Annotated in this window: 26 protein-coding genes, 1 tRNA gene and 1 other RNA gene; 9 read left to right on the forward strand and 19 right to left on the reverse strand. The window is 66.6% G+C overall.

The genetic code is table 11. From position 1 onward, the window contains the following. Positions 1–159: 159 nt before the first annotated feature. An RNA gene (ffs, locus tag CCN51_RS29675) (signal recognition particle sRNA small type) lies at positions 160–254 on the reverse strand. Between the two features lie 74 nt (positions 255–328). Between ffs and CCN51_RS29680 the strand changes: the two genes are divergently transcribed. The 3 genes from CCN51_RS29680 (at position 329) to CCN51_RS56025 (ending at position 1,705) form a co-directional block, all read left to right on the forward strand. Beyond that, a tRNA-Ser gene (locus tag CCN51_RS29680) sits at positions 329–405 on the forward strand. A gap of 350 nt (positions 406–755) precedes the next feature. Beyond that, positions 756–1,556, forward strand: a complete 801-nt coding sequence (locus tag CCN51_RS54465) for a hypothetical protein (RefSeq protein ID WP_143675919.1) — start codon at positions 756–758, stop codon at positions 1,554–1,556. Beyond that, positions 1,553–1,705 carry a hypothetical protein gene (locus CCN51_RS56025; protein ID WP_014177716.1) on the forward strand — a complete coding sequence of 51 codons (153 nt, stop codon included), beginning with the start codon at positions 1,553–1,555 and terminating at the stop codon, positions 1,703–1,705. The genes CCN51_RS54465 and CCN51_RS56025 overlap by 4 nt, the downstream gene beginning before the upstream one ends. A 374-nt stretch (positions 1,706–2,079) precedes the next feature. Here CCN51_RS56025 and CCN51_RS29690 read toward each other — a convergent pair whose 3' ends face one another. The 15 genes from CCN51_RS29690 to CCN51_RS29760 all read right to left on the reverse strand — a co-directional run bounded on the left by CCN51_RS29690 (position 2,080) and on the right by CCN51_RS29760 (position 13,174). Further along, a complete protein-coding gene (locus CCN51_RS29690) occupies positions 2,080–2,541 on the reverse strand; it encodes a DUF4279 domain-containing protein (protein ID WP_014177717.1) in 462 nt (153 codons plus the stop codon). Between the two features lie 129 nt (positions 2,542–2,670). Further along, a complete protein-coding gene (locus CCN51_RS29695) occupies positions 2,671–4,263 on the reverse strand; it encodes a site-specific integrase (protein ID WP_014177718.1) in 1,593 nt (530 codons plus the stop codon). A gap of 16 nt (positions 4,264–4,279) precedes the next feature. Continuing rightward, positions 4,280–4,609, reverse strand: a complete 330-nt coding sequence (locus CCN51_RS29700; RefSeq protein ID WP_014177719.1) for a helix-turn-helix domain-containing protein — start codon at positions 4,607–4,609, stop codon at positions 4,280–4,282. After that, the gene (locus tag CCN51_RS29705) at positions 4,606–5,682 is read right to left on the reverse strand and encodes a tyrosine-type recombinase/integrase (protein ID WP_014177720.1); all 1,077 of its coding nucleotides are present in this window, start codon (positions 5,680–5,682) and stop codon (positions 4,606–4,608) included. Before CCN51_RS29705 ends, CCN51_RS29700 begins: the two co-directional genes overlap by 4 nt. Positions 5,683–5,827: 145 nt before the next feature. Continuing rightward, a complete protein-coding gene (locus CCN51_RS29710; RefSeq protein WP_014177721.1) occupies positions 5,828–7,078 on the reverse strand; it encodes a tyrosine-type recombinase/integrase in 1,251 nt (416 codons plus the stop codon). A gap of 10 nt (positions 7,079–7,088) precedes the next feature. After that, on the reverse strand, positions 7,089–7,322 hold the full coding sequence (locus CCN51_RS29715) for an excisionase family DNA-binding protein (protein ID WP_014177722.1): 234 nt from the start codon (positions 7,320–7,322) through the stop codon (positions 7,089–7,091). Further along, on the reverse strand, positions 7,315–8,607 hold the full coding sequence (locus tag CCN51_RS29720; RefSeq protein ID WP_014177723.1) for a replication initiator: 1,293 nt from the start codon (positions 8,605–8,607) through the stop codon (positions 7,315–7,317). Before CCN51_RS29720 ends, CCN51_RS29715 begins: the two co-directional genes overlap by 8 nt. A gap of 161 nt (positions 8,608–8,768) precedes the next feature. Continuing rightward, the gene (locus tag CCN51_RS29725) at positions 8,769–9,065 is read right to left on the reverse strand and encodes a hypothetical protein (RefSeq protein WP_014177724.1); all 297 of its coding nucleotides are present in this window, start codon (positions 9,063–9,065) and stop codon (positions 8,769–8,771) included. Between the two features lie 39 nt (positions 9,066–9,104). Then, positions 9,105–9,290: a hypothetical protein gene (locus tag CCN51_RS29730; RefSeq protein WP_014177725.1), complete on the reverse strand. Its 186-nt coding sequence runs from the start codon at positions 9,288–9,290 to the stop codon at positions 9,105–9,107. A gap of 13 nt (positions 9,291–9,303) precedes the next feature. Continuing rightward, entirely contained in the window at positions 9,304–9,492 is a 189-nt protein-coding gene (locus CCN51_RS29735) for a mobile element transfer protein (RefSeq protein WP_014177726.1), read from the reverse strand. 11 nt (positions 9,493–9,503) lie between these two features. Continuing rightward, positions 9,504–10,124 carry a DUF2637 domain-containing protein gene (locus CCN51_RS29740; protein ID WP_014177727.1) on the reverse strand — a complete coding sequence of 207 codons (621 nt, stop codon included), beginning with the start codon at positions 10,122–10,124 and terminating at the stop codon, positions 9,504–9,506. After that, the gene (locus tag CCN51_RS29745; RefSeq protein ID WP_014177728.1) at positions 10,121–10,381 is read right to left on the reverse strand and encodes a hypothetical protein; all 261 of its coding nucleotides are present in this window, start codon (positions 10,379–10,381) and stop codon (positions 10,121–10,123) included. Before CCN51_RS29745 ends, CCN51_RS29740 begins: the two co-directional genes overlap by 4 nt. Before the next feature lie 80 nt (positions 10,382–10,461). Next, positions 10,462–11,838: an FtsK/SpoIIIE domain-containing protein gene (locus CCN51_RS29750; RefSeq protein ID WP_014177729.1), complete on the reverse strand. Its 1,377-nt coding sequence runs from the start codon at positions 11,836–11,838 to the stop codon at positions 10,462–10,464. Positions 11,839–11,843: 5 nt separating this feature from the next. Further along, positions 11,844–12,194 (reverse strand): SCO3933 family regulatory protein, encoded by a 351-nt coding sequence (locus CCN51_RS29755; RefSeq protein ID WP_014177730.1) that lies wholly within the window; start codon positions 12,192–12,194, stop codon positions 11,844–11,846. A 194-nt stretch (positions 12,195–12,388) separates the two neighbouring features. Then, positions 12,389–13,174, reverse strand: coding sequence for a GntR family transcriptional regulator (locus CCN51_RS29760; protein WP_014177731.1), 786 nt, complete (start codon positions 13,172–13,174; stop codon positions 12,389–12,391). Between the two features lie 112 nt (positions 13,175–13,286). On the opposite strand from CCN51_RS29760, the gene CCN51_RS29765 reads away from it, so the two are divergent. From CCN51_RS29765 to CCN51_RS54470, 4 genes are all read left to right on the forward strand, one after another. Beyond that, positions 13,287–13,694 carry an NUDIX hydrolase gene (locus tag CCN51_RS29765; protein ID WP_043487182.1) on the forward strand — a complete coding sequence of 136 codons (408 nt, stop codon included), beginning with the start codon at positions 13,287–13,289 and terminating at the stop codon, positions 13,692–13,694. A 46-nt stretch (positions 13,695–13,740) separates the two neighbouring features. Further along, the gene (locus CCN51_RS29770) at positions 13,741–14,181 is read left to right on the forward strand and encodes an ATP-binding protein (protein WP_055413967.1); all 441 of its coding nucleotides are present in this window, start codon (positions 13,741–13,743) and stop codon (positions 14,179–14,181) included. Beyond that, positions 14,178–14,471, forward strand: coding sequence for a hypothetical protein (locus tag CCN51_RS29775; protein ID WP_014177734.1), 294 nt, complete (start codon positions 14,178–14,180; stop codon positions 14,469–14,471). The genes CCN51_RS29770 and CCN51_RS29775 overlap by 4 nt, the downstream gene beginning before the upstream one ends. Positions 14,472–14,898: 427 nt before the next feature. Then, positions 14,899–15,540, forward strand: a complete 642-nt coding sequence (locus tag CCN51_RS54470) for a hypothetical protein (protein ID WP_143675920.1) — start codon at positions 14,899–14,901, stop codon at positions 15,538–15,540. Between the two features lie 272 nt (positions 15,541–15,812). Here CCN51_RS54470 and CCN51_RS29780 read toward each other — a convergent pair whose 3' ends face one another. Continuing rightward, a complete protein-coding gene (locus CCN51_RS29780; RefSeq protein ID WP_078610537.1) occupies positions 15,813–16,721 on the reverse strand; it encodes a hypothetical protein in 909 nt (302 codons plus the stop codon). Next, positions 16,718–17,299: a DUF6932 family protein gene (locus CCN51_RS29785; RefSeq protein WP_014177735.1), complete on the reverse strand. Its 582-nt coding sequence runs from the start codon at positions 17,297–17,299 to the stop codon at positions 16,718–16,720. The genes CCN51_RS29780 and CCN51_RS29785 overlap by 4 nt, the downstream gene beginning before the upstream one ends. Positions 17,300–17,922: 623 nt before the next feature. On the opposite strand from CCN51_RS29785, the gene CCN51_RS29790 reads away from it, so the two are divergent. After that, entirely contained in the window at positions 17,923–18,636 is a 714-nt protein-coding gene (locus CCN51_RS29790; protein ID WP_143675921.1) for a hypothetical protein, read from the forward strand. 485 nt (positions 18,637–19,121) lie between these two features. On the opposite strand, the gene CCN51_RS29795 is transcribed toward CCN51_RS29790, so the two are convergent. Beyond that, positions 19,122–19,451: a hypothetical protein gene (locus tag CCN51_RS29795; protein ID WP_078610538.1), complete on the reverse strand. Its 330-nt coding sequence runs from the start codon at positions 19,449–19,451 to the stop codon at positions 19,122–19,124. Between the two features lie 384 nt (positions 19,452–19,835). Here CCN51_RS29795 and CCN51_RS29800 point away from each other — a divergent pair, with 384 nt between their 5' ends. Then, positions 19,836–21,311 (forward strand): AAA family ATPase, encoded by a 1,476-nt coding sequence (locus CCN51_RS29800; protein ID WP_014177737.1) that lies wholly within the window; start codon positions 19,836–19,838, stop codon positions 21,309–21,311. Positions 21,312–21,750 lie beyond the last annotated feature (439 nt).

Consider the following 21,750-nt stretch of genomic DNA (forward strand, 5'->3'; position numbering starts at 1 on the left):
TGCAGCGGGCCGGTGACATGCTCCTGACCGATGACCTCGGCGTAGGTCTCGGGGCGGTAGCGGCGGTACAGCGCGAGGGACGACACGCTTACGACGATATCGGTGCCCACCGACATCCGAAGCCGCCCCGCGTCCCTCTCCCCCGCCCCTCCCCACAACGCAAGGGCCCCCCACGCACCCGCCAGAGCCCACTTACCCTTGCTGCCTTCCGGCCCTGGGGGAGTTCGGTGAGATAGCGCCACGTGAGGGGCTGGCCCCCACCCTAGCGGATGGAGGCCGGTGGGAACGAGTTCGCATCCACTGCTCCTGGTCTTGTATTGTTTCCCGCGGAGGATTCGCCTAGAGGCCTAGGGCGCACGCTTGGAAAGCGTGTTGGGGGCNNTTCGAATCTCGTATCCTCCGCCAGCCCAGAGGGCCGGACCGCGCAAGCGGTCCGGCCCTCTGGCGTTCGCCCGTCTCAGTTTCCGTCTCAGTCAGACCTCGGCGACTCAGTCCCGGAGTCCCACCTCTGACCCACGACTCAAAGTAGCGGCGACGCTACTCACTGCTTTCCAGCGTTCGACCTAGCTACAGCGACAGGACCCTACCCATTTGTGACCGACGGTGCGTTCCATATCTTCCTCGGCGGGCCCGCCCTGGCGCGTCTCGTCGATAACGTCGAGCCCCCGGTCATCCGCCCCGCTCCCGAACGCACCAGAGCGTGATCGACGTCACACGCGAGCGTCCAAGATTCTTTGCCGGTAGGGCCGCCTGCCGTGACCGAGAGAGGAACGTTGCAACTCTTTTCACAGAAGGACACCACCGTGACTCCCGGCAAACACCACCTCAACTCTCCCACTGCCAAGCGTGGCGCGTCGGTGCTGCTGAGGTACGAACGCATGCCTATCGAACCGGACGGCGATGGCATCTGGCTGAATCCCAAAGCCCCCGGTTATCAGCCGGACGGACCAGAGCCCACGCGAACTTCAACAACTCTGATGCTGTGTGTTCTATCTCAGAGCCAATTGATGCGAGTGATGCAGCCCGAAGAGCTGTCCCGTGCGCTCGTGCTCCCACGCAGCGAACGGTGGGACGAGGCCATGGATACGGCGCTACTCGGCAACTGGAGCGACCCGCTGTGGGAAACAGGAAGGCTCCCTTCGACAGCGTTGGGCACTCTGAAGGCAGAAGCCCGAACTGTGTACCGGCAGCTGGTGCCATTGTGGCGGCGCGGAACACGGCATGGGCGGATGCTGTCGCTGGATGCCGAGCTCAGCAGCGGGCTGACGTTGTACGACTTGGTCGCGGCCGACGTCGACCTGCTGCACCGAGAGCCGGGTGGCGTGTTCGATGACGAGCGGTTGAACGCCGTCCTGCGCCACTTGGACGAGGCTGAGCGCAGAGTCGTCTTCGCATTGGCCGAGGGCGCGGGGACTACGTGGGCGGAGGCCGCAGCCGTTACTGGCGCCGCTGCCCCGGTGGACTTCGGCGAACAAGTTCGCCGCAAGGCCAAGCGGCTTGCTGCCGAGCAGCAGCGTCGTGCTGCACAGCGCTGGACTGGCCCGACTCGCGCATGAATGAGCCGATCGATGTGCGTACGACCGTCCTGCTACTCGCGGGCGGCGGGGCGGCATACGTCGCCTTCCAGCATCCGGCCTTCGGCGCTGCTCTCTTAGTGGGTGTCGCGGTCGTCACTCTGCTCCATGTCCTGCTGGAACGGCGTTGACCGGAGGGTTATCACAGCTATCGGTATGACTGTGACACCTGGCAGGCCACAGGGGCGCAGTACGGTACGGCCAAGCCCCGGAGACAGCTCCAATGTCTCCGGGGCTCTACGGGTGACTCGACGGCCAGTAAGCCAGGATCCGCCGGTCGATGTGATGGTCGCTCGTGTCGTGAGTAGCGCCGCCGCTACTTTGCACCGTGGGTCAGAGATAGGACTCCGGGGCCGAGATCCCCGCGAGTTCGCGGAAACTGAAGGTTTTTCGGTGCGAACCCGCGGGTCGACGTACCTGATTCTCGCGGATGCACCCGCGGGTTCGCGTCAAGGCGTGGTGTCGGGCACTGACTGGTGTGCCCCGGGAACACGGGGTCACGTGCTTATGCGGCGTCCTCGTCGTCTCCGGTCATGTCGTACTCGTCGACGTCGAGCTCGGCTCCGGTGGCGATGAGGAAGTCCAGGATGTTGCGGTCCAGGTGCCAGCCGAAGAGGTTGGGGTCCTGCGCGGCGTTCGGCTCGTCCTGGTCGGTGTCGTTGAAGTAGCGCACGACTTGAAGCACCGCTCCGCCGCCGTTGCTGGCCAGATGCAGGGCGAGGTCGGCGATTCGGTCTGTGTGGGGCTGGAGCCTGTCGAGAATGCTCGTGATCTGCTCGTCGACGCGTAGGTCCGGTTCCCGGCAGACGATCTTCCAGCGGTGGTTGACCGGAATCGGTCTCGGCTCGATGAATCGGCTGCCACGAACGGACACCTCGTCAGGAGCGATGCCGAGTTGCGAGGTCATCTCGTCTGCCGAGGTGTGCTGGCTGATCAACGCGAAGTAGGCGTACTGGTGAAGAGGCATCCCGTGGAGGATAGCCGCGCGGGAAGTGAGCCGAGCGGGCTTGTGCGAGCAGGGGCCATTACGCGACGTCGGGGTTTCCGTCAATGGTGGCGAGCCGGTTCTTCAACCAGTAGCCGAGGCTGTTGATCGCTATGACACCGCATCCCGGCGTGAAGGTCCGCCCTCGGCGGCCTGCGCTAGCAGTGCCCGTGCGGAGTCTGCGTAGCGGATGGCGGTCTTCTCGTCGATGCCGAAGACGAGCGCGAGGTGGAGCGGGTCGGCGCCGTGGGTGAGGGCTTCTTCGAGCTGGCGGTCGACGCGGAGCCGTTCGAGGGTGGCGGTGAGGTTGCGGGTGGCTCGGGTGGTCCAGAGTCTGCCGGCGGGACCGAGTTCGACGGCGGTCTTCTGGGTGATCAGCAGGTGGGGGTTGGCCGTGTTCGGCCAGCGGTTGCGGCGGTGGTTGAGCCAGTCCAGGACAGCGTGGCGGGTGAGGTCGTCGAGCGGGCGGACGTGGCCGCCGACGGTGATGCGCCGGTTGCCCAGGTCGATGTCCTTCAACTGCATGGTGCGGATCGTCTTCGGCCGTGCCGCGTGGATGGCGGCCAGGGCGACGATGAGCCGGATGTCAGGGGTGGTGGCAGTGGCGATGGCCTCGTCGATGTCCGCTTGGACCAGAGCCTGGAGGACGCCACCGGTCTGCCGGGGGACACGGATGCGGATCGTGGGGTTGCGGAAGATCTGGCCGTTCTTCTTCGCATGCCGGAACAGTGACCGCAGTGCGACAACCCGGCTTTCGCGCTGTTTGCCAGTAGCAGCGTCTCGGGCCGCGATGATGTCCTCGCGGGTGACCTCTCGCAGGTGGTCGTAGCGGCTGGACCACTCCAGCAGCACCGGCTGGATCTCACCCAGGTAGGCCCATGCCGTGTGCCGGGAGCGAGGTTCGGATCGCGGGCCACCGTCGAGGAGAGTGTGAACCCAGGCTTCGACGGCGCGATGGATGCCTGGGGGCATCTCGCCGAGCTTGCGCTCCAGCCACTGGTCGACGGCGGGTGCCCGGTCGTCGGTGAACAGGCCGAGGCGGTCGAGGACTTCGGCAGTCCGCACGACGGGAAGCCCACGGATTCGTAGGGCCGGGAAGAGCTCGGAGTACCGGATCGACTCACCTTCACGGAAGCCGGACAGCACGATGACCAGCGCTCGGTTCACGTCGCTGGTGATCCAGCGGCTCCAGCCGCGGGCCTCTCCCAGGGCCCGAGCGGCCTGCCGGGCCCGGACCAGCCAAGGGTTGGCCAGGTTGGCGTGGCGTTCCCGATCGAACCGGCGGAAGTCACGAGTGACAGTGAACAGCATCAATTGCGTTGACGTGGTGATCACGCTGCGTGGTTCGGGAAGCGGTGGCGGCTTCAACACGCGCCGCCCGGCCTTGCCGACCCGGGACCCGCCGTTCTTGGGCCGCTGGAGGTTCGCGAAGAACAACTGCTGGCAGGTCACCCGCCGTAGGTACGGCTCGATCACCGAAGCCTTGCCGCTGGCCTTGATCGCCCAGGTCGCCTGAGCCCGGCAGAGGCGGCAGTAGCCGTGCTTGTCATCGACTGGGACCTTCCGCCGGCAGCCGACGCATTCGCCGACGGCGTGTTGCTGGCCGTAGGTATAGCAGCCGCGGCAGAACCGGCCGGGCAGCTGCCCCCAGGCGAAGCACCCTGAGCAGGAGGCCGCCGACTTGTTCTCGCTGATCTTCCCCATGGTGATGGTGACCAGGTCACATCGGCGGCAGGGAACGGCCGTCGCGGCGCTTGGGCACGACGGCCGGGGCCACCATCGAGCCGGTCGTGGCCTCCTGGACTCCAGCCTGCTGACCTGGGCGGCTGACCTTCCCGGGCTCGGGAATCAGCAGATCGCCAATCTCACAGCCGAGCACGACACAGATCACGTCCAGGTCCTCCAGCTTGAGGGAGACCGGCTGGCCGGACCACAGGCCGGACATCTTCCCGGCTGAGATCACCAAGCCGTGCTCGGCCAGGCTCCGCTGGAGCTCGGACGCCTTCCAGATCCCCTTGTTCGCGGCGGTAAGCCGCAGGTTCCACTTCATCCCATCAGTCCTTCCAGCCGCTTCGCGGCCCGCTGCTGCCCGGACACCCAGGCGTCCTCGACCCGGGTCTGCTGGACGTGGATGTACCGCATAGTGGTAGCGATCCAGGAGTGTCCGAGGACCTCTTGGATCCCGAGCAGATCAAGACCTCCGAGGTAGAGCTCGGACGCACAGAAGTGCCGCAGGACGTGCGGCGTCAGCGTGTCGGCCCAGCCGGGAAGATAGGCTCCCGCCGCGGCGGCCAGACCGTTGCGTAACGCGTCGTCGCCGACGCGGCGCGAGGAGCCGTCGGTGTTCTTGCGCTCGGAGGGGAACAGCGGGGCCCCGGGGCAGGTGTGGTCGTCGTCGAACTGGCCCCAGACGTCCTCGATGAACCACCGCAGCGTGCGGTCGGCACCGTTGATCAGCGGCACCATCCGCTCACGCGGGCCCGAGCCGCGGGCGCCCTTGCCGTGACGCACATGGAGCTTGCCGAAGCGGCCCAGCTCCCACTTGATGTCGGTCAGGTCGAGCTTGCATGCCTCGCTCACTCTGAGTCCGACCTGCGACATCAGCTTCGATGCGGTGTAGTTCCGCGCGGTCGGGGCGAACTTGCGGCAGGTCGCCAACTCACCGCCCCAGCCGGTGAACAGCGCCTTGATCTCCGGCTCGGTCGGCGGGATCCGCAGGGCGGCGTCCTTGGATCCCCGCGGGCGGTTCATCTCATCGATCGGGCACTCGACGACCCGCCCGGTCATCCGATGGATCTCGACCTTGTGCCGCAGCTCCAGGAACAGGAAGTACGTGGTCAGCGCCTGCGCGCGGGCCAGCCGGGTGCCGCTCGGCGAGCCCCGCAGCACCTTCCCGAAGTACCCGTCGGCGTCGGCCGGCTCCATATCCCACAGCGGTCGGCCGAACCAGGCCCGCATCTGGTCCAGGTGCCCGACGTCCCCGCGGATGGTGCCGTCCGCCAGCCCCGCCGAAGCCCGCGCGAGAACGAATCCGGCGAGCACGTCGGTCTCGAACTGCTCCAGTTCCTCCGCCGAGACCGGATCGCGGAACTCACGCAGGTCGCGTACGGCTGCCAGCGCCAACCCGAGCCTCCTCACCTTCACCCCGATCACAGATCGATCGGACGAAGTGAGAACGGATCAAGAATCCTGAAGTTACGTCATCGACTCGAAGAACATCCCAAGGAGACAGAACACCATGGCCACGGGGACAAGGAGTCAGCAGGGCTCAGAGGAACTCACGGGATGTCGCACATTCCCACAGCGCTCCACCAACCTGCTGCGCCACTTTCCGCAGCATCGGGCCGGTGACGTGCATGTACCGAGCTCTCATCCGAGCCGCGCCCCCGGGCTCCCACCCCATGATCGCGTCCACGACGACATCCGGGACGCCGAGGAGCAGGAGCACGGTCGCGGCGGTGTGGCGAGCGTCATGCAGCCGTCCGTCCCGTACCCCCGCGTCCCGAAGCAGCCGCTTCCAGACGTGATAGTCGGTGTTCGGGCTCAGCGGCCCCCCGATCGGCGAGGCGAAGACGTATCCCTTGCCCACCCAGTCGGCACCGGCCTCGGCCCGCTCCCTCTCCTGCTCCTCCTGGTGCTGGCGGAGCAGCTTGATCAGCGGATCGGGCAGGCCGACCGTGCGCCGTCCGGCGCGCGACTTGGTGCTCTTGTGCTCGCGGCGAATCTGCGCACGCCGAGGGCAGTACCCGGCCTTCCTCCCACACGGCTCACCGTCCCCGCAGCCGTGGGCGTACTTGGGCCGCAGCCGGTTCTTACGGATGCGGACGTACCCCGCGCCCAGGTCGACGTCTTCCCAGTGCAGCCCGAGCGCTTCTCCTTGCCGGAGGCCGAGCGCCAGGGCGACGACCCACCGAGTGCTGTTGCGGAGCTTGGCCGCCTCCACGAGCAGGCTCTGTACCTCCTCGATCGTGTAAGGCTCAATGTCCTCCTCTTCGAGGCGCGGAGCCTTGGCGATCTCGGCCACGTTGGTGGGAACGTGCCCGCGTCGCACAGCCTCACCAAGAGCCACCCGGATCGTTCGATGGACGTGGTGGGCGGTGCCGGCCGAGCTCCCGGACTCCTGCATCTTGCGGTAGAAGCGCTCCAGGTGCTCGGGCTCCAGCCGATCGAGCTTGTGGGCGCCCAGGCCGGGGACGAGGTGAACCCGGACGTCGACCTCGTACCCGTCGTACGTGTTCTCGGAGACGTACGGCTTGGCGATGTTCTCGACCCAGTGCTCAAGCCAGCTCTGAAGGGTCCAGTTCTGCCCAGGCTTCCTGAGCTTCTTCTCATCCCGCGCCCGCTCCATCTCGCGAACGGCCTTGGTCACCTCGGCCTTGGTCCTGCGCTCGACGTGGCGCCGGTCGGGCCTGCCGTCATCGCGAACGCCGACCGTCACCCGACCGTGCCACTTCCCGTCCTTGCCGAAGTAGATGGACGAGGCCCCGTTGGGCTGACGCGTGCGCTTCTTCTCTGCCATGACCTCCCCCTCAGGCCGCTTCGGTGGATTGGTGACGCAGCTTGGCCACGTAGGCCGGTAGAGCGTCGATGGGAACCCGACGCAGCCGCCCGACGGTCACCGACTCGATCTCTCCGGCGAGGACGAGCCGGAAGCACGTCGTACGCCCGATACGGAGCCGCCGGGCCGCCTCCTCGACGGTCAGGAGCACCAACGAGGGGTCGGCCGTCTCCAACACGGCGACGGTGGATTGGGACTCAGCCACGGGTTGGTTCTCCTTCCGTTCCGGGGGCGGGGGTGATGGTGGCGGCGAGCCATTCCTCGGCGGGGGTGAGGCCGGTTCCGGCGTAGGCCCAGTGGGCGAGGACGAGCGTGGTGTCTTCCTGCTCCAGCTCGGCGGCGACTTGGCCGCGTCGCCAGGCAGCGCGAGCATCACGGAGCGCGCCGAGGGTGGTGGAGTAGCGGCGGGACTTGGTGGAGAAGTGGCCCCGGAAGCCGAGCATGTGGGCCCAGGCGCGGAGCCGGAGGTGTTCCAGGTCTTTGCGGGCGCCGAGGGCCCAGGCGGTGCGGATGAGGCGGCGGGTGTGTTCAGGGATGTCGAGTTGGGCGAGTTCGGCGATGAGCCGTATCGGCCGGTCGAGGACGCCAGTTGCCGTTTCGGCGCCTTTGGTGGCGTACTTGGCGATGTACGCCGCGACCGCCCGATCGGTCAGCGCTGTCCCGCCGTCCAGCTCGGGCCCGCGGATGGGCCGTACGTCGAGCTGGCGGCCAAAGGCGAAGCGGTGAGCCCGATCATCGATCACCGGCCCCTTCACCTCAGCCTTTGCTGCCGCAGCGCGAGTCGCATCAGCCAGCAGCTCGGTCGTGGCCCAGAGCGGCGGCGGGGTGTCACCTCCCTCCGGACCATCCAGCCGGATGACTGCATGGAAGTGGACGGCACCGCGCTTCTGGTACTCGGCGACCTTGGCGAAGGACAGCCGCGCATGGTCGCGGAAGGCCCGTTGCGTGAGTCCGGCCCGCTTGGCGACCTCTCGCCGCAGGTAGATCGAGAAGCGCCGCCACAGGGGCCCGGCGTGGGCGTTCCAGAGCACCGCGGCTTCGTAGTCGTAGGTGTCCGGGTTCAGCGGAGCGCCAAGCGCGTCGTCGTCCTGGTCGTGGCGGAGGCCGCAGCGGCAGCGCCGGACGGTGCCGCCGGTGCCGGTGGGTCGGTTGTGGACGGGGCCGAAGCTGGGGGCGGTGAAGGTGGCGAAGACGCGGGGGTGCGTGGCTACCTCCTCGGGGGTGCCTTTGCCGCCGCGTAGCCCGGCGGTGATCAGGTGGAAGGTGTCGCGGCGGTAGGTCTCGGCGCAGGCCGGACAGCGGGTGACGCGGCGGTTGTTGCAGCGGACCAGCAGATGCCCGGCGGGCATCTCGGCGGAGTCCAGGTGACGGAGTACGCGACCGATCTCGCCGGTCTGCCGGTCGACCTGGTGCTCGGTGCCGTGGCCGTCGAGGCGGATGGGGCGAGTGCAGCCGCCGAGGCCGGAGAGTTGGCGGAGCAGGGCGGGCATGGTGCCGAGTGCTGCCAGGGTGCCCAGTTCGGGCAGCGGTGGCGGGGTGGCGCGGGTGATGATGGTGTCTCTCCTCTTTCGGCTCTGGTCGGGAGGGGTTGGGCTGCCGGGGCGGCGGATGCTTGGCGGTATCGAGGCCGCCCCGGCAGTCGTGTGGTGGTTCAGCGGCGCCGCTGGTTGCTGAGCAGTGAGCGCATGACGACAGCGGCGACCGCGACGGAGATGGCTGTGACGGCGACGGCGGCGAGCAGAGCCGTCAGGACGATGCCAACCGTGACCACGGCGGCGACGGTCCCAGCGCTGAACCCGGGCACCATCCGATGAGCGGGTGCAGGCGCGGGGGCGGTGTGCTGGCAGGAGCAGGCCGGGGTGTGCCCGTGCTGGACGGCCGGAACGCTCGAGCTGATCACGTGGGTGGAGGGCACAGCGGGGGCTTCGGGGAACTTGGGTCGGAACACGGTGGATCTCCTCTCAGCTACTCGTCTAGGTGAGTGTTGTTAGCGGTTGACGACGTCCACGCCGGAGCGGGTACCAGATTCGATGACCGGTGCGAGGACGGTGTGGGAGAGCCAGAAGCCGAACAGGGCGATCACGACGACGACCCAGACGCGGACGCCGAGGAACTTGATCGCGAACCAGGTGATGGCTCCGAGGACGAAGATCAGGGGCAGGCTGACGGTCACGGGCGGATCTCCTTCAGCGGACGGGGCAGCGGTGGGTACGGGCGGCCAGCTCGGCGGCGGCCCGGGTGTCGTAGTCGGCGGAGAAGTCGCAGCGCGGTGCGGTACATACGGCTGTGTGCTTCTCGCGGCCCCGCTGGTCGTAGGCGGTGCCGACTCGGACGGGGCCGATGCGGGCGATGTTGCGGAAGCGGCGGAGCGACATGGGGACTCCTCTCAGAGACGGGCGGCGATGGCGTCGGCGAGTGGCGCGGGGACGTTGAGACAGGCACGCAGGGTGCCCGGGTCGATGGGTGAGCCCGTGCGAGCGTGGTGCTCGTCGGCGAGCTTGCGCGCGTGGGTGACGAGCGCAGCCGGAACGTGTGTGGTGGGCAGTTGCGGCTTCTCGGGTTCCGACTCGGCGGGCAGCCCCGCGGATTCCTGTACGGCCGGGGCCGACTCGGGTTCGGCCGGTGCCGACGCGGGTTCGGCTGCCGGTGTGGTGTGGGCGAGGAGGGTTCCGCCGAGGAAGGCGACGGCGGGCCATCCGGCGACGAGGATGCGCAGCCAGGCCGGTACGTCGTCCAGGTCGAGCAGTCCGGCGGTGGCGACGTTGGCGCCGAGCGACGCGGCCAGGGCGACGACGAACCAGCACCAGCCCGCCGCCTTGGACGCCCCGGACCGCAGCCGCTTCCAGGCCGCCACGAGCAGCAGATCAACGGAGACCGGATAGGCCCAGGCTTTCCAGCCGTCCTGTCCGGCCGCCGAGGCCAGGTCATGCAGGTGGGCGAAGGACAGTGCGGCGGCGATGACCGCTTGGATCAGTACGGCGTCGAGGCGGACAGGCAGCCGTATCACGGTTGTCCGTCCGGCTTCTGGTCGCCGTCGGTCCGCGCGGCTGTGTACGTCTCCAGTGCCTTGACGTAGTCGGCGGCGGCGGTGGCGAGCGCGTGAGCGAAGGCGAGTTGATCGGCCACGGGAACACGGCCGAAGGATGAGACGGACAGCGTGTGGTCCCGGCCGTCGAGGGTGAGGATCGGAGGGCTTTTGGTGCCGTATTCGTTCAGGCGGACGGTGGTTCCTGCGTCGGCGTAGAAGGCCATCGAGGCGGTCATCTGGGTTCCTCTCCGTGTTCTGGCATGGCAGGGGTAGGGACTTGGCGCGATGCGGTCGCGCCGACCGTGGGATGAAGGGGTTACTTGGTAGCCGGAACGGGCTTGACCAGCGAAACGGGAGCGCAGACCGGGGCGGCCGGCACGGCGGGCCGGAACGGTTCGAGCGCGGGCAGGTCCGGCACCAGGTGCGCGTTGTCGCGGCAGGTGGCGGCAGCGTCGGCGAGGGACAAGTGGGGGGTGCGGATGCGGGACCAGCCGCCGGACGTGTCCCCGGCGACCGCGAGGCCGGGCCGTTCGGGTGCGATGGCACAGGCTGCGCCGACCGCTTCCGGGGCGATGTCGCCGAGCGCCATCTTGGCGGAGGCTTCATCGTTCACGCGGTGGCACACCCGACCCGTGAGCTGAGCCCGCAGCATGGTGGCACCCTTGCCCAGCTCGGCGCCGAACCGCTGCCCGCACACCTCCAGATAGATGCCTGCCGCGCGGCCGAGTTGGGCAAGCCGGATGAGCTGAGTGACCATCTCGTCCCGCCTCTCCTCGTCCTTCCGGGTGGCGATCAGGAACAGCTCGGCCACCTCGTCCACGAGCAGCACCACCGGCACCGGCCGCTCATCCTCCGGCAAGCCCCAGATGTCGGAGGTGATCTCCTCGTCGGGAGTGCTGGGGGCGATGCCCTGCCGGGCCTTGATCAGGTCGTACCGGTCCTCCATCAACTTAACCAGCACCGGCAGCAACTCGGCCGCCTGCACAGGATCGGTAGCCAGCGCCGACAGCCGTGGAGCGAACGGCGCCAGCTCCACACCCCGTTTACAGTCGATCCCCACCAGCGCGACCGGTTGCCGCGCCAAGCCGGTGATCAGGTGCCGCAGGAACATCGACTTCCCCGACAACGTGGCCCCGAGGGTGAGCTGATGCGGGATAGCCCGGTAGTCCCGCACGAACGGCGTCGCGTCCTCCCGCAGCGCCACCGGCACCTCGAGGAAGCCGCCCACCGTCTTACGGGGCATCCGGACCTTCCGCAGGACATCGAAGCCAATCAGCCGCAGCTCCACGACGCCCGGCTTGATCTCCTCGACGTATACGCCGTGGACACCCCAGGCGTGCCGGAGCCGTTCCGCCGAAGCCGCTACGTCGGCGGGTTCCTGTCCCGGGGCCAGCCGGAGCCGGACCCGCAGCCCGGTCGAGGTCGGCCGGATGATCCCGCGTCGCGGCGGGACCGGCCGGACCTCCCGGCGAGTGAGTGCCTGTATGGCCCAGGCCCGCAGCCGGGAGGGCGGCACGGTCAGCCCGCAGGCATCCATGACCGCCCCGTACGAGCCCAGCAGCTTCACCGTGGAGACCGGGAGGCCGACCGTGGCCCAGTAGGCAGCCGGGTGCTTGGCCCGGAGGTAGGCAGCCCCGCCGACCGTCGCGGCAACGGGACCACCTACCTCCAACAGCGTCGTCACATCGGTCATCAGGCTCAGGCCCCCGCACCCACCGGTATGACGGCCGGGGCGATGGCGTCGGCCCGGTAGGCGATGCCGTGCCGCTGCTGCCCGTTGAACACGCTCTCCCACGGCCGCGCGACCAGCCCGATCAGCGTGACCGGCGAGCCGAGAGCAAGTCCGTCGGTCACCCCGCTCTCCGGCACAGTCACCTGAAGCAGGGACGATTCCCCGCCATCGATGTGGACAACTCCCAGGCGCATCAGGGCCTCACCGCTCTGGGCATCCTTGGCGATCTCGCCGGTCTGCCGGTCCTTCACCTTCGGCTCAGGCGCCTCAGTCAGCAGGATCGTCGCGGCAGACACGTCAACACGGATGGAACGCACTTCTTCTCCTTCTCTCATGACCACAACCATCTAGTCGTCTAGATGAGTTGCTGCCCTCCGCCCCGAACGGGCGGGAACGGAGACCACCATGCCACACAACTTGCCCACTCGTCTATACGAGTATGTGTCTTGGTGTGTACGAGTTGAGAGAAGCAGCCCACCACGGCCGCGCAGCGCGCCATCCGGCGAGCCCGTCAGGTGGCAGGCAGCTGGTAGGAGAGGACGTACGCGTCAGCGGCCATCACGGTGTCGCAGACCTCCACGGCCCGCCCCTCAGCGTCGAAGGCGGTGCGGATCAGGTGGATCACCGGCACACCCGAGGCCAGGTGCAGCGTCCGCACCTCGGCAGGCGAGGGCATGCGGGCGCGGATCTCCTCGTCGAAGTGGTCCAGGCGGTGGCCCATCTCTTCCAGCCGGGCGTAGATGCCGCCGGGGCCAGGGTTGGGCTGGGCGATCGGGGTGTCACGGGCGAGGTCGAGCGGCAAGTAGGAGGTGGCGAACTCCACCGGCCGCCCGTCGAGGAGGTAGCGGCGCCGCCGGGCGAGCACCTTCCGGGGTGAGCCGAGCCGGGCGGCGATGTCCTGCGTGGGCCGTTCCTCCTTGACTTCCAGGCTGTCTACCTCGGGGCGGCTTCCCGCGGCTTCCGCCTCCACGGTGAACGCCGACTTCCCCTGATCGCGATGACGCCGCGCGAAGCGGTCCGAGGCCAGGCGCCGCACGGGCGGCCGGGGCCGGACGAAGACCCCCTTGCCGTGCTCGGAGACCGCCAAGCCTTCCTGTTGGAGCAGGGCCAGCGCGTTGCGGACGGTCATCCGCGAGACGCCGAAGTGCTCGACCAGCTCAGTTTCCGAGGGCAGCTTGTCGCCCTCCTTGAAGCGGCCCTTGTCGATCGCTTCGCGGAGCCGGTCGGCGATCTGCCGGAACACGGCGCGGTCGCTGGTCGGGTCCAGCGCGCCCAGGACGGAAGTCAGGGAAGGCATGATGTTTGTACTCCTTTAGGTGTCTAGACGAGCGGCTGACCCTGGTTGCTACGGTGGAGAGCCTAGCCAGCCGGGAGGGCAGAGGAACGTGAGCACTGAGCGCCCGCACTCCGTGAGCGTCGCCGGAGTCATCGTCGACGACGCTGGCCGCGCGTTGCTGATCAAGCGACGGGACAACGGTAAGTGGGAACCGCCCGGCGGTGTGCTGGAACCCGGAGAAACCATCCCCGACGCCCTGCAGCGCGAAGTCCTCGAAGAGACCGGCATCAAGATCGCGCTTCCCGCGACGCTCACCGGTATCTACAAGAACATGGCCCGCCTGATCGTCTCCATGGTCTTCCGCTGCGAGGCGATCGACGGCACCCCGACCACCGGAGCGGAAACCCGCGCTTTGCGCTGGGCCACCCGCGAAGAGGTCATCGAGCTCGCCGACGAGGCATACGCCATCCGCGTCCTGGACGCGCTCGACCACACGACCCCGCCGGCCGTCCGCGCCCACGACGGCGTTCGACTCATCTAGCACGAACCCATTGCCCATGGCCGCCTACCAGCACAGAGGAACTTATATGCACGAGTATATGAGTAGCGTTCGTGCCTGGGGACTGACTTGCCCAGGATTCCCAGAAGAGATCGGCCGCGCCCGCCGCTGGACCCGCGACATCCTCAGTGACCACCCATGCGCCGAGATGGCAACGCTCATCGTCAGCGAACTGAGCACCAACGCCGTGACTCATACCGCCAGCGGCAAGCCCACGGGGACCTTCCACGTCGCACTCGCCCTGTCCGCACAAGTCGTCGCGATCTCTGTGACCGACGACGGAGGCCAACCGGGGAAGCCACACCCGATCGAGCCCGACCAGGAGGCCACCCACGGCCGGGGCCTGAGCATCGTCATGGCCTTGGCAAACCACCTCGGCATCACTGGCGACGAGCACGGCCGCACCGTCACCGCTGAACTTCTCACCCCGGCCGCAGCCGCATGCACCCCAGAAGGGGAAGCCCGATGACCACGCCACCGACCTCCGGCCGCAACGATGCCTGGGAGATGGACCAGCTCCACCGCGATGAAATCACCGTGGCGATGAACTGGGTGATCCGCACGTGTCAGGAGATCGTCCGCAACCGCAGCCACAAGACCTATTGGGCCCCAGCCACCACCAGCGAGGGCACCCCATCACCCGAACAGCTCATGCAGACCGCCCGCGAAGACGTGATCGACAAGCTGCAACGGATCATCGACGGCGCCCAGTTCGTCATGCACCACATCGAGCGCGAACGCACCAAGCGCAAGCAGTGAGTTACAACCTTCTCTACAGGTTCAAGACGCCGCGCAAGCGCGGCGCGCGGCCCGGCCCCCGGCCGGGCCTGCGCTCCTGTCTACGCCCCGCTACAGCCCGGCCGCCGCCCGTGCCGCGCTCACAGCAGGCAGCCACGTGCCGTCAAAGATTGATGCCTCCGGCGGGGGCGCTCAGGCTCCAGGATGGACGGGGGCGCCGTTCGCGAGTGCGGGCCAAGGATGGCGTGCGTAGGGAGCTCCCATCCCGTCTGCCGTCGACCCAGGCAGAGCCGAGCAGACGCGGCCCCTGGCGTCCAGGTCGTTCGTACAGTGGCGCGCTCCACCTGGACGCCAGGGACCACGCCCGCTCCACGGTGTGTGGGTCGACGGCAGACGGGATGGGAGCTGGGGTGGGTGGTGGGCTGAGGCAGGGAGGCGGGAGACTTCGATGCGAGATCCGCGCGAACGAAGTGAGGGGGCTGTGGACCAAGGTTTTGCTGCCGTTGTTGCAGGGGCGATGGGCCTGGTCGGAGCGCTTGGTGGAGCATTGGCAGGCGGCTATGGTGCGGTTCGAGGGGCCCGCGAAGGAGCCGACAGGGCCGCTCAGGCAGCGATGGAGCAGCTCAGGCGGCAATCACGCGACCAACATGAACAGTGGCTTAGACAGGAACGCCGACTTGTCTTCTCTCAGACCAACCGCCACGTGATGGAGTTCGTGAAAGAAGGAGCTTCGGCGGTACGGAAGTTCAGGGATCCACATCTCGACGCAGATGGGGCAAGACAGGTCTACGAAGCCTTGCGGGCCACAGGAATGACCATGTTCATGTCGGTGCAAGATGCAGGGCTGATCAGCGGAGTGGAGCTGTCCCAAGCCAGACATCGAGTGGTCGTACTTGCCGACGCGGCGCTTGATACCACCCGGAGAGTGGTCAGGGGACTGACAACTACTGGCGATCCCATGAATGACTCGGTGAACGCGGCATTAGGCGCCGTTTCTGTGGACGCTCTAGTCTCCGCTATGGAAGAGTTCCAGAGCGCTGCCGCAGACCTCTCAACCCGGATGAGCGAAGTAGTCCAGCGAATCGATTGAAAGAGACCCCGCGTCGAGTCCGTGACGCTTTACACCAATGCCACTGACAACGGCTATGCCCAGGCTCTGCCCGATCCGAGCGGCGAACCGCAGGGAATGGCCGGCAACTGCGTCCAAGCAAGTGAACGGCCCCTGACCAAAACGCCGTGGCCAGGGGCCGTTTTCACTGGTCAGCGAGCAGAGGCGGTGGGGTTTGGACCCACCGTGACATCGCTGCCACGACGGTTTCAAGGCCGTCGGCAGATTGATTCGCCCATTAAGGCTCCGCCGACCTATTCTTCAGCGAAGGAAGCTTGCCCGTCGCTGTACCGAAGAAAGCGATACTCAGTAGATCGAGAGACCCCGAGTTTATCGATCTTCTTCAAAACCTCGACAACGAACGACACTTGCATTCCGATCTCAAGGTGCATGCTAATTAGATCATCGGTCGACACGCGAACCTCGTAGGCAGCCGAAGACCGCGCCACTCCAGTCTTGATTTTGATCAGACCCGACTCGCGTAGCTCTGTGATCCTGCCAGTAACCGGTATTCTGGATTTCTGCAGATCCGTTGTCCTTAGGCTGCGCACGTAGTTTTTTCCGCGCCTGGTCAACCGGGATGATCTAACTGCACCGTCGAGGCTGCACCAGCGCATATCCATCGACAGATCAAACTTGTCCAGAGCTTGCACCATCCCATCAAGCCCCGGGATCATGCGTTCCCACTGGCGAACGTCTTGCTCTTCCTCAGCCGCAGCGACCAGCCGAAGAAGTTCTCTCATGGCAGGATCGGCGATCGAAGAATCCACACCAGCGAGTTCATCGCCATTTTCTTCACTTACGATCTCGGCCACACTGGGCCGAACATGCAGAACTGTACTGCCCTGAGAGATCCCCGTTAGCTCAAGCTCCACATCTTTTCGAGCGGCCGCTGCGACGCCGTCCCGCAGAGGTCTGAGCAGTGCGTCACCGATCCGGAAGTCCAGCGCTCCAGCGTCTGCCGCCTCACCCTTCAACCTCACCGTTAGCTCCTCATGAAGCCGCGAGGTTGGGTCATAATGGCGAGCAGCCTCTAGCCAATTTCTCCGGAGCTCGGTCTCGCGTTCGTCGTCATTTGCGTAGCTATCTCCGAGGCCAGCAAAGAAGCGTTCATTCGCATGTCGGTTCCGCTCAAGAACACGTTGCCGCCAGCTCGTGTTCAAAACGTCACCTCCAGGTAGCCGCGCCTTGGGCTCGCGCTTTCGACGGTTGGCTCCGTTTTACCCATCCCACCAGGTCGACAGCGCTGCCACCAGTCGTCCCACGCTCCACGTTCACGAAGATACGCCTGCTCACCCGGGTTCAGCCTGTCCGCACGGAAGACCGACACGATCGGCCGATACCCCACTCGCAACGGTGACACGCCGAACTCCGCCAAACGTGCCTGCCTGCTGAACGCCGAGACGAGCCACTTGGTCCCCTGGAGCCCTTTCATCGCCTCGACCGCAGACTCGTCCATGAGCACCGTGAGATCTACGTTCTGAGGGTTGAGCTTGGTACTGACGTAGCTGCCACCCAGCCAGATGGCATGGATCAGCCTTACGTCGCCGGTGACGGCGCGATGTTGTTCCTCAAGATCGAAAAAGCGACTGAGGTAGGACTCAAGTCCATCCCAGAGTCGGCGCCTGCTGTCCGAAGACTCGAATTGTGGATCTTCAACGAGCAGCTTCTCGACACTGTCGGGATCAAGTCTGTACCTACCGGGCGGCAGAAAGCCGTCATCCCCCCATTCAGGAACCAACGTACCCCCCTGGTATGCGGAAGTTCCTTTAGGTTTGCATGATCCTCGCGCTTCCCTCCAAAGCGCAAGAGACAGGCTCCCACTCTGACATCAGCATCTGACATCGACGAGGTCTGGATGTCGTCAGCAACGTGATCAACAGGTACGAGGCCGTCCGTGCCCGAAGCGTGCCCGATCAGGCGGTAAACCAGGGTCAATCAGGGTCTTTGGCGAGGCCAGCCCAGACCCCGCAGGCCGCCCGTTTCAGCAGGTCAAAGCCTGTTCCGGGGGCGCCAGGCCCGGTGATTCCCAAGCTCAGAGCGCGGGTTCGATTCCCGTCACCCGCACCCGACGAAGGCCAAGGTAAACGACCCGGGTCTTCCTTGTTGTCTAGACCTCTCTATGTCTCCCGTGCCCGTTGCCTGCCCGATCGGCGGCGCTTTGGTGAGTTGACTCCCTACCGCAGACAACGCCCCCGCGTTGCGTGGTGCTTGACCGTGCCGACAGGCAGCCTAGGCAAGCAGGGCCGCTCCGCTGGTTGGTCGGTGGGGGCACGAGCCCGCGGCGGCTCGTAGCGCTACAGGTTTCAAGATCATTCGAGACGGGTCTCTGTGTTGTCAGTGGGGCAATCTACGCTGCGCGGCATGGAAAGCGGACGAAGCATCCATCGGCGGGCAGCAGACCATATGGCTGAGGTGTGGGCCGAGACGGCTTGGGGCGCTCGTGCTCTGGCTGGCATGTATCGGTGGACGCGAGATGAGGAGTGGTCAGCTCGGATTGCAGTACTCGGACAACCTTTCACCGGTTGGGATATGGGACAGTTGTTCGCCCTCCGCTGCCTCGCAGGCCTGTGGATGGAAGGCTTACTGACCATTGCCGAGGCCAAAGTTGGTGCCAAGCCGAAGAGGGATGCCGAGCGGCAGGCGAACCAGTCTGCCCTTGACCGCCTACCCGCGGGCATATCAGCAACTGTCGATGCCGATCAGCGAGGTGCAGACGACGACGGGTCGGTACGATGGGGCACCCCCTTGCAGGGACACTTCAACGACCCTGACACCTGCGAGTCCCAACCCGACACTATCGCTCCGGGCTGGGCCCCTTTGGAGATCGGCAACACAGACGCGAGTAACGTCTGCTTCCATCTCAATCTCTTCGGAGCAGTTGCGCGCTGGCCATATGGTGACGAGACGTTGACGATCATGCAGACCCGGCCCGGAACGCTTATCCAGGGGTGGCGCTTTGGTGATCCGACGCCCGACCGCGTCATGGATGATCTCGTGGAGTTCAGCAACTGGATTGCTACTGGCCGGATGCTCGGGCCGAAGATGATGCGCGTGATGATGCGAGGTGCAGACTGACTCGACAGCCCCAGCGGGGCTCCACTGCTGAGGATCAGATGCGTCGGGGCCTGGGCCGTCTCTGGGCCGTCCGAGGCCACTCGGCAACCGCGACCAACGACAGAAGCCCGCCACTCTGGAGCTGTCGACCTCTGTTTGGACCTGCGAAAACGCGGATCACCAAGATCCCCGACAAGAGCCGGGGCTGGAAGACGCTGGCATAGGCCATGAACTCCAAGAAGGAAGTGACACCGTCGCGCACCAGGAGGATGCAATTTCGGCGCCTACTGGGGTCCGCCCGGCATGAAGCCTCCCATCACCCGCATACCACGATGCCCTGCGGCCTTGGCCGCACCAGATGCGCACCAGAACGACCGGTCAACCACGGTCAACCACGGGAATACGGAGAACCGCTCACCGTGGTCACCTTCAGGCGTTCTCGCAGGTCAGCGCCCATATCCCTATCCAAGTACCAGTGATTCCCAAGCTCAGGTTTTGTGCCTTGCTCAGGGCGAGGAGTTGAAGCCGACACAACGATCGAGGTGGAACGGACGGCCCGGAGCTGCTGGGGCCCAGCCGGCGCGAAGAGCAAGCTCGATCGCCTCAGCAACGTCGGCGGGCAGGACAGGCTTGGCCTCACGACCGAGCCAGTTACTCGGATGCGGCTGGTTGGTCGTGACTACGAGCGTTGCCCCGGGAGTGTCTGCCTGCTCGACCGCGAACGTACACAGTGACCAGGCCAGGCCCTGGCAGTAGGTCGGCCTGCGTCGCAGACGCCAGCGGTAGGCCGTGCCGTCGACCACGATCCGTCGTGATCCCTTGCGGACCAGTGCCATGGCTCCCCCTTCAGTAGCGAAGATGCTAGCGAGCCCGGCACCACCGTCCGTCTCAGTTTCCGTCTCATTCAGCGCCGTTCGAGGCCGTTCAGGCAGGGCCGGAGGCGGTGAGCGCTCTGACGACCGGCCGCGCATGAACGCAGGTGAACCGCCCTGTACATAGCTCAGCGAGCCACCAACAGACTTGGAAAGCGTGTTGGGGGCAACCCCTCACGAGTTCGAATCTCGTATCCTCCGCACCCGCCTGGACAGGCGAAACGAAGACCCCGGACCGCTGAGCGGTCCGGGGTCTTCGGCGTGCCCTGGCCTCAGAGCCGTCCGCCAGGCCGATCGAATATAGGGGTATGTTTTATGTAGCCGTACTTCTACTTCCAGGGACGACGCGTGGACAAGCCTGCCGAGATGTTCGACCGGGATTACGAGTGGTCAGCGCTGAGCCGGTTCATCACCGATCCGCAGCCAGGCGCGACCCTGGGCGTGGTCTCCGGACGTCGCCGCCAGGGCAAGACGTTCTTGTTGGACGCAGCCTGCCGTGCCGCCGGGGGGTTCTATTTCGGTGCGACCGAAGCCGCCGACGCCGAGTCGCTCCGCCGAATCAGCTCCGCGCTGACCACCCACGTCCGCCCGGCCAGCCCGTTCCACTTCGCCAACTGGTCGGAGGCCGTCGACGCTCTGCTCGCCCTCGGCGCCGAGCGCCCCGTCCCCGTGGTGCTCGACGAGTTTCCGTACCTCGCCAAGGCCAACCCGGAGCTGCCCTCGATCGTCCAGGAGGCCCTGCGCCCTCTGCGTGACCAGCGCACCGGCTCCCGGACTCGGTTGTTGCTCTGCGGGTCGGCTCTGTCCTTCATGGGCCGGCTGCTGTCAGGCAGCGCGCCGCTACGCGGCCGGGCGGGACTGGAACTGGTCGTACGCCCCCTCGACCACCGACTCGCCGCCGAGTTCTGGAACATTACGGATCCCCGTCTTGCACTGCAGGTCAACTCGATCGTCGGCGGCACTCCCGCCTATCGGCGTGAGTTCGCCCGAGGCGACAGCCCAGCCGGGCCGGAGGACTTCGACGACTGGGTCGTACGTACGATCCTTAACCCCGAGACCCCCCTCTTTCGCGAGGCTCGGTACCTCCTGGCCGAGGAACCAGACCTGCGTGACACCGCCCTGTACCTGTCCGTCCTGGCAGCTGTGGCCGACGGCAACGCCACGCGTGGAGGCATGGCCGGATATCTGGAGCGCAAGGCCACTGACATCGCACACCCCATCAACGTCCTCGAGGACGCCGGTCTGCTACACCGGGACGCCGACGCCTTCCGCGACAACCGCCCCACCTACCGCATCGCCGAACCGCTGATCGGCTTCTACCACGCCATCATGCGCCCGGTATGGGACCAGTTGGAGCGCCCCGGAAGCGCTGCCCGGGTCTGGCAGGCCAGCCGCCGCCGCTTCGTCAGCAACGTCCTCGGGCCCCACTTCGAGCAGGTCTGCCGCGACTGGGCCCTGCATCACGCCGACGCCGATGTAGTCGGTGGCCTACCCGCCCGCGTCGGACATGGAGTGGTCCACGACCCCAAAGCCCGCTCCGGCCACGAGGTCGACGTGGCCGTTGTGGGCATCGCCGACGGACACGCCAAGCCCCCCCTCCTGGCCATCGGCGAAGCCAAGTGGAATGACACCATGGGCGCCGCCCACATCGAACGCCTCAAGCACATCCGCGAGCTCATCGCCCAGGCCGGCCGCTACGACACCACCCGCACCCGCTTGCTGTGCTTCAGCGGAGCAGGCTTCAACGACAAGGCGCACGCCGCCGCTGAGAGCTCGCCGCGCATTCAACTCGTCGACCTGGCACGTCTCTACGGTCAGGCGTGAGCGAGCCGGCACGGCAGTCGGCACCGGAGCGAGCGGTACCAACGGTCGCCGCTGTCGCTGATGTGGCCGGCACGAACCGTCTGTTCACCTCCGATCCGCGCTCCCAGCTTCGCTCTCTCGGTTTCCGTCTCGGTTTCCGTCTCGGCTGTCGGGGACTCCCACCAGGACGATCGCAGCGGTGTGGCCGCCGGTCGGCTACGAACCCGTTCCCGCGCTCACCGCACCTTGTGGATCAGCAGCTCCATCGCTTGCTCCCACCGGAACTTGTCGCGACCGCCACCCGCCTTGTCGGCTCCTGAAGACCCAACGCGGCCATCCGCCAGTACGGGAACTCCTGACCCGCTTCGAAGAAGCCAGACGCACCAGAATGCTGCTGCTCGCCGACATCATCCAGCCGCCCAGCAAAGGCACCGCCCCATGAGGCCCACCCCCGCAAACC

This window comes from Streptomyces milbemycinicus (assembly GCF_002154605.1).
Classification (GTDB): Bacteria; Actinomycetota; Actinomycetes; order Streptomycetales; family Streptomycetaceae; genus Streptomyces; species Streptomyces milbemycinicus.

What these genes read in the sequence shown, in the direction of transcription:
- CCN51_RS29760 (WP_014177731.1), bottom strand. Translation starts at nt 13,174, where the DNA reads ATGCCTTCCCTGACTTCCGTCCTGGGCGCGCTGGACCCGACCAGCGAC.
- CCN51_RS29790 (WP_143675921.1), top strand. Translation starts at nt 17,923, where the DNA reads ATGGAAAGCGGACGAAGCATCCATCGGCGGGCAGCAGACCATATGGCT.
- CCN51_RS29775 (WP_014177734.1), top strand. Translation starts at nt 14,178, where the DNA reads ATGACCACGCCACCGACCTCCGGCCGCAACGATGCCTGGGAGATGGAC.
- CCN51_RS29690 (WP_014177717.1), bottom strand. Translation starts at nt 2,541, where the DNA reads ATGCCTCTTCACCAGTACGCCTACTTCGCGTTGATCAGCCAGCACACC.
- CCN51_RS29700 (WP_014177719.1), bottom strand. Translation starts at nt 4,609, where the DNA reads ATGAAGTGGAACCTGCGGCTTACCGCCGCGAACAAGGGGATCTGGAAG.
- CCN51_RS29770 (WP_055413967.1), top strand. Translation starts at nt 13,741, where the DNA reads ATGCACGAGTATATGAGTAGCGTTCGTGCCTGGGGACTGACTTGCCCA.
- CCN51_RS29750 (WP_014177729.1), bottom strand. Translation starts at nt 11,838, where the DNA reads ATGACCGATGTGACGACGCTGTTGGAGGTAGGTGGTCCCGTTGCCGCG.
- CCN51_RS56025 (WP_014177716.1), top strand. Translation starts at nt 1,553, where the DNA reads ATGAATGAGCCGATCGATGTGCGTACGACCGTCCTGCTACTCGCGGGC.
- CCN51_RS29710 (WP_014177721.1), bottom strand. Translation starts at nt 7,078, where the DNA reads ATGGCAGAGAAGAAGCGCACGCGTCAGCCCAACGGGGCCTCGTCCATC.
- CCN51_RS29795 (WP_078610538.1), bottom strand. Translation starts at nt 19,451, where the DNA reads ATGGCACTGGTCCGCAAGGGATCACGACGGATCGTGGTCGACGGCACG.
- CCN51_RS29695 (WP_014177718.1), bottom strand. Translation starts at nt 4,263, where the DNA reads ATGGGGAAGATCAGCGAGAACAAGTCGGCGGCCTCCTGCTCAGGGTGC.
- CCN51_RS54470 (WP_143675920.1), top strand. Translation starts at nt 14,899, where the DNA reads ATGCGAGATCCGCGCGAACGAAGTGAGGGGGCTGTGGACCAAGGTTTT.
- CCN51_RS29720 (WP_014177723.1), bottom strand. Translation starts at nt 8,607, where the DNA reads ATGCCCGCCCTGCTCCGCCAACTCTCCGGCCTCGGCGGCTGCACTCGC.
- CCN51_RS29745 (WP_014177728.1), bottom strand. Translation starts at nt 10,381, where the DNA reads ATGACCGCCTCGATGGCCTTCTACGCCGACGCAGGAACCACCGTCCGC.
- CCN51_RS29735 (WP_014177726.1), bottom strand. Translation starts at nt 9,492, where the DNA reads ATGTCGCTCCGCCGCTTCCGCAACATCGCCCGCATCGGCCCCGTCCGA.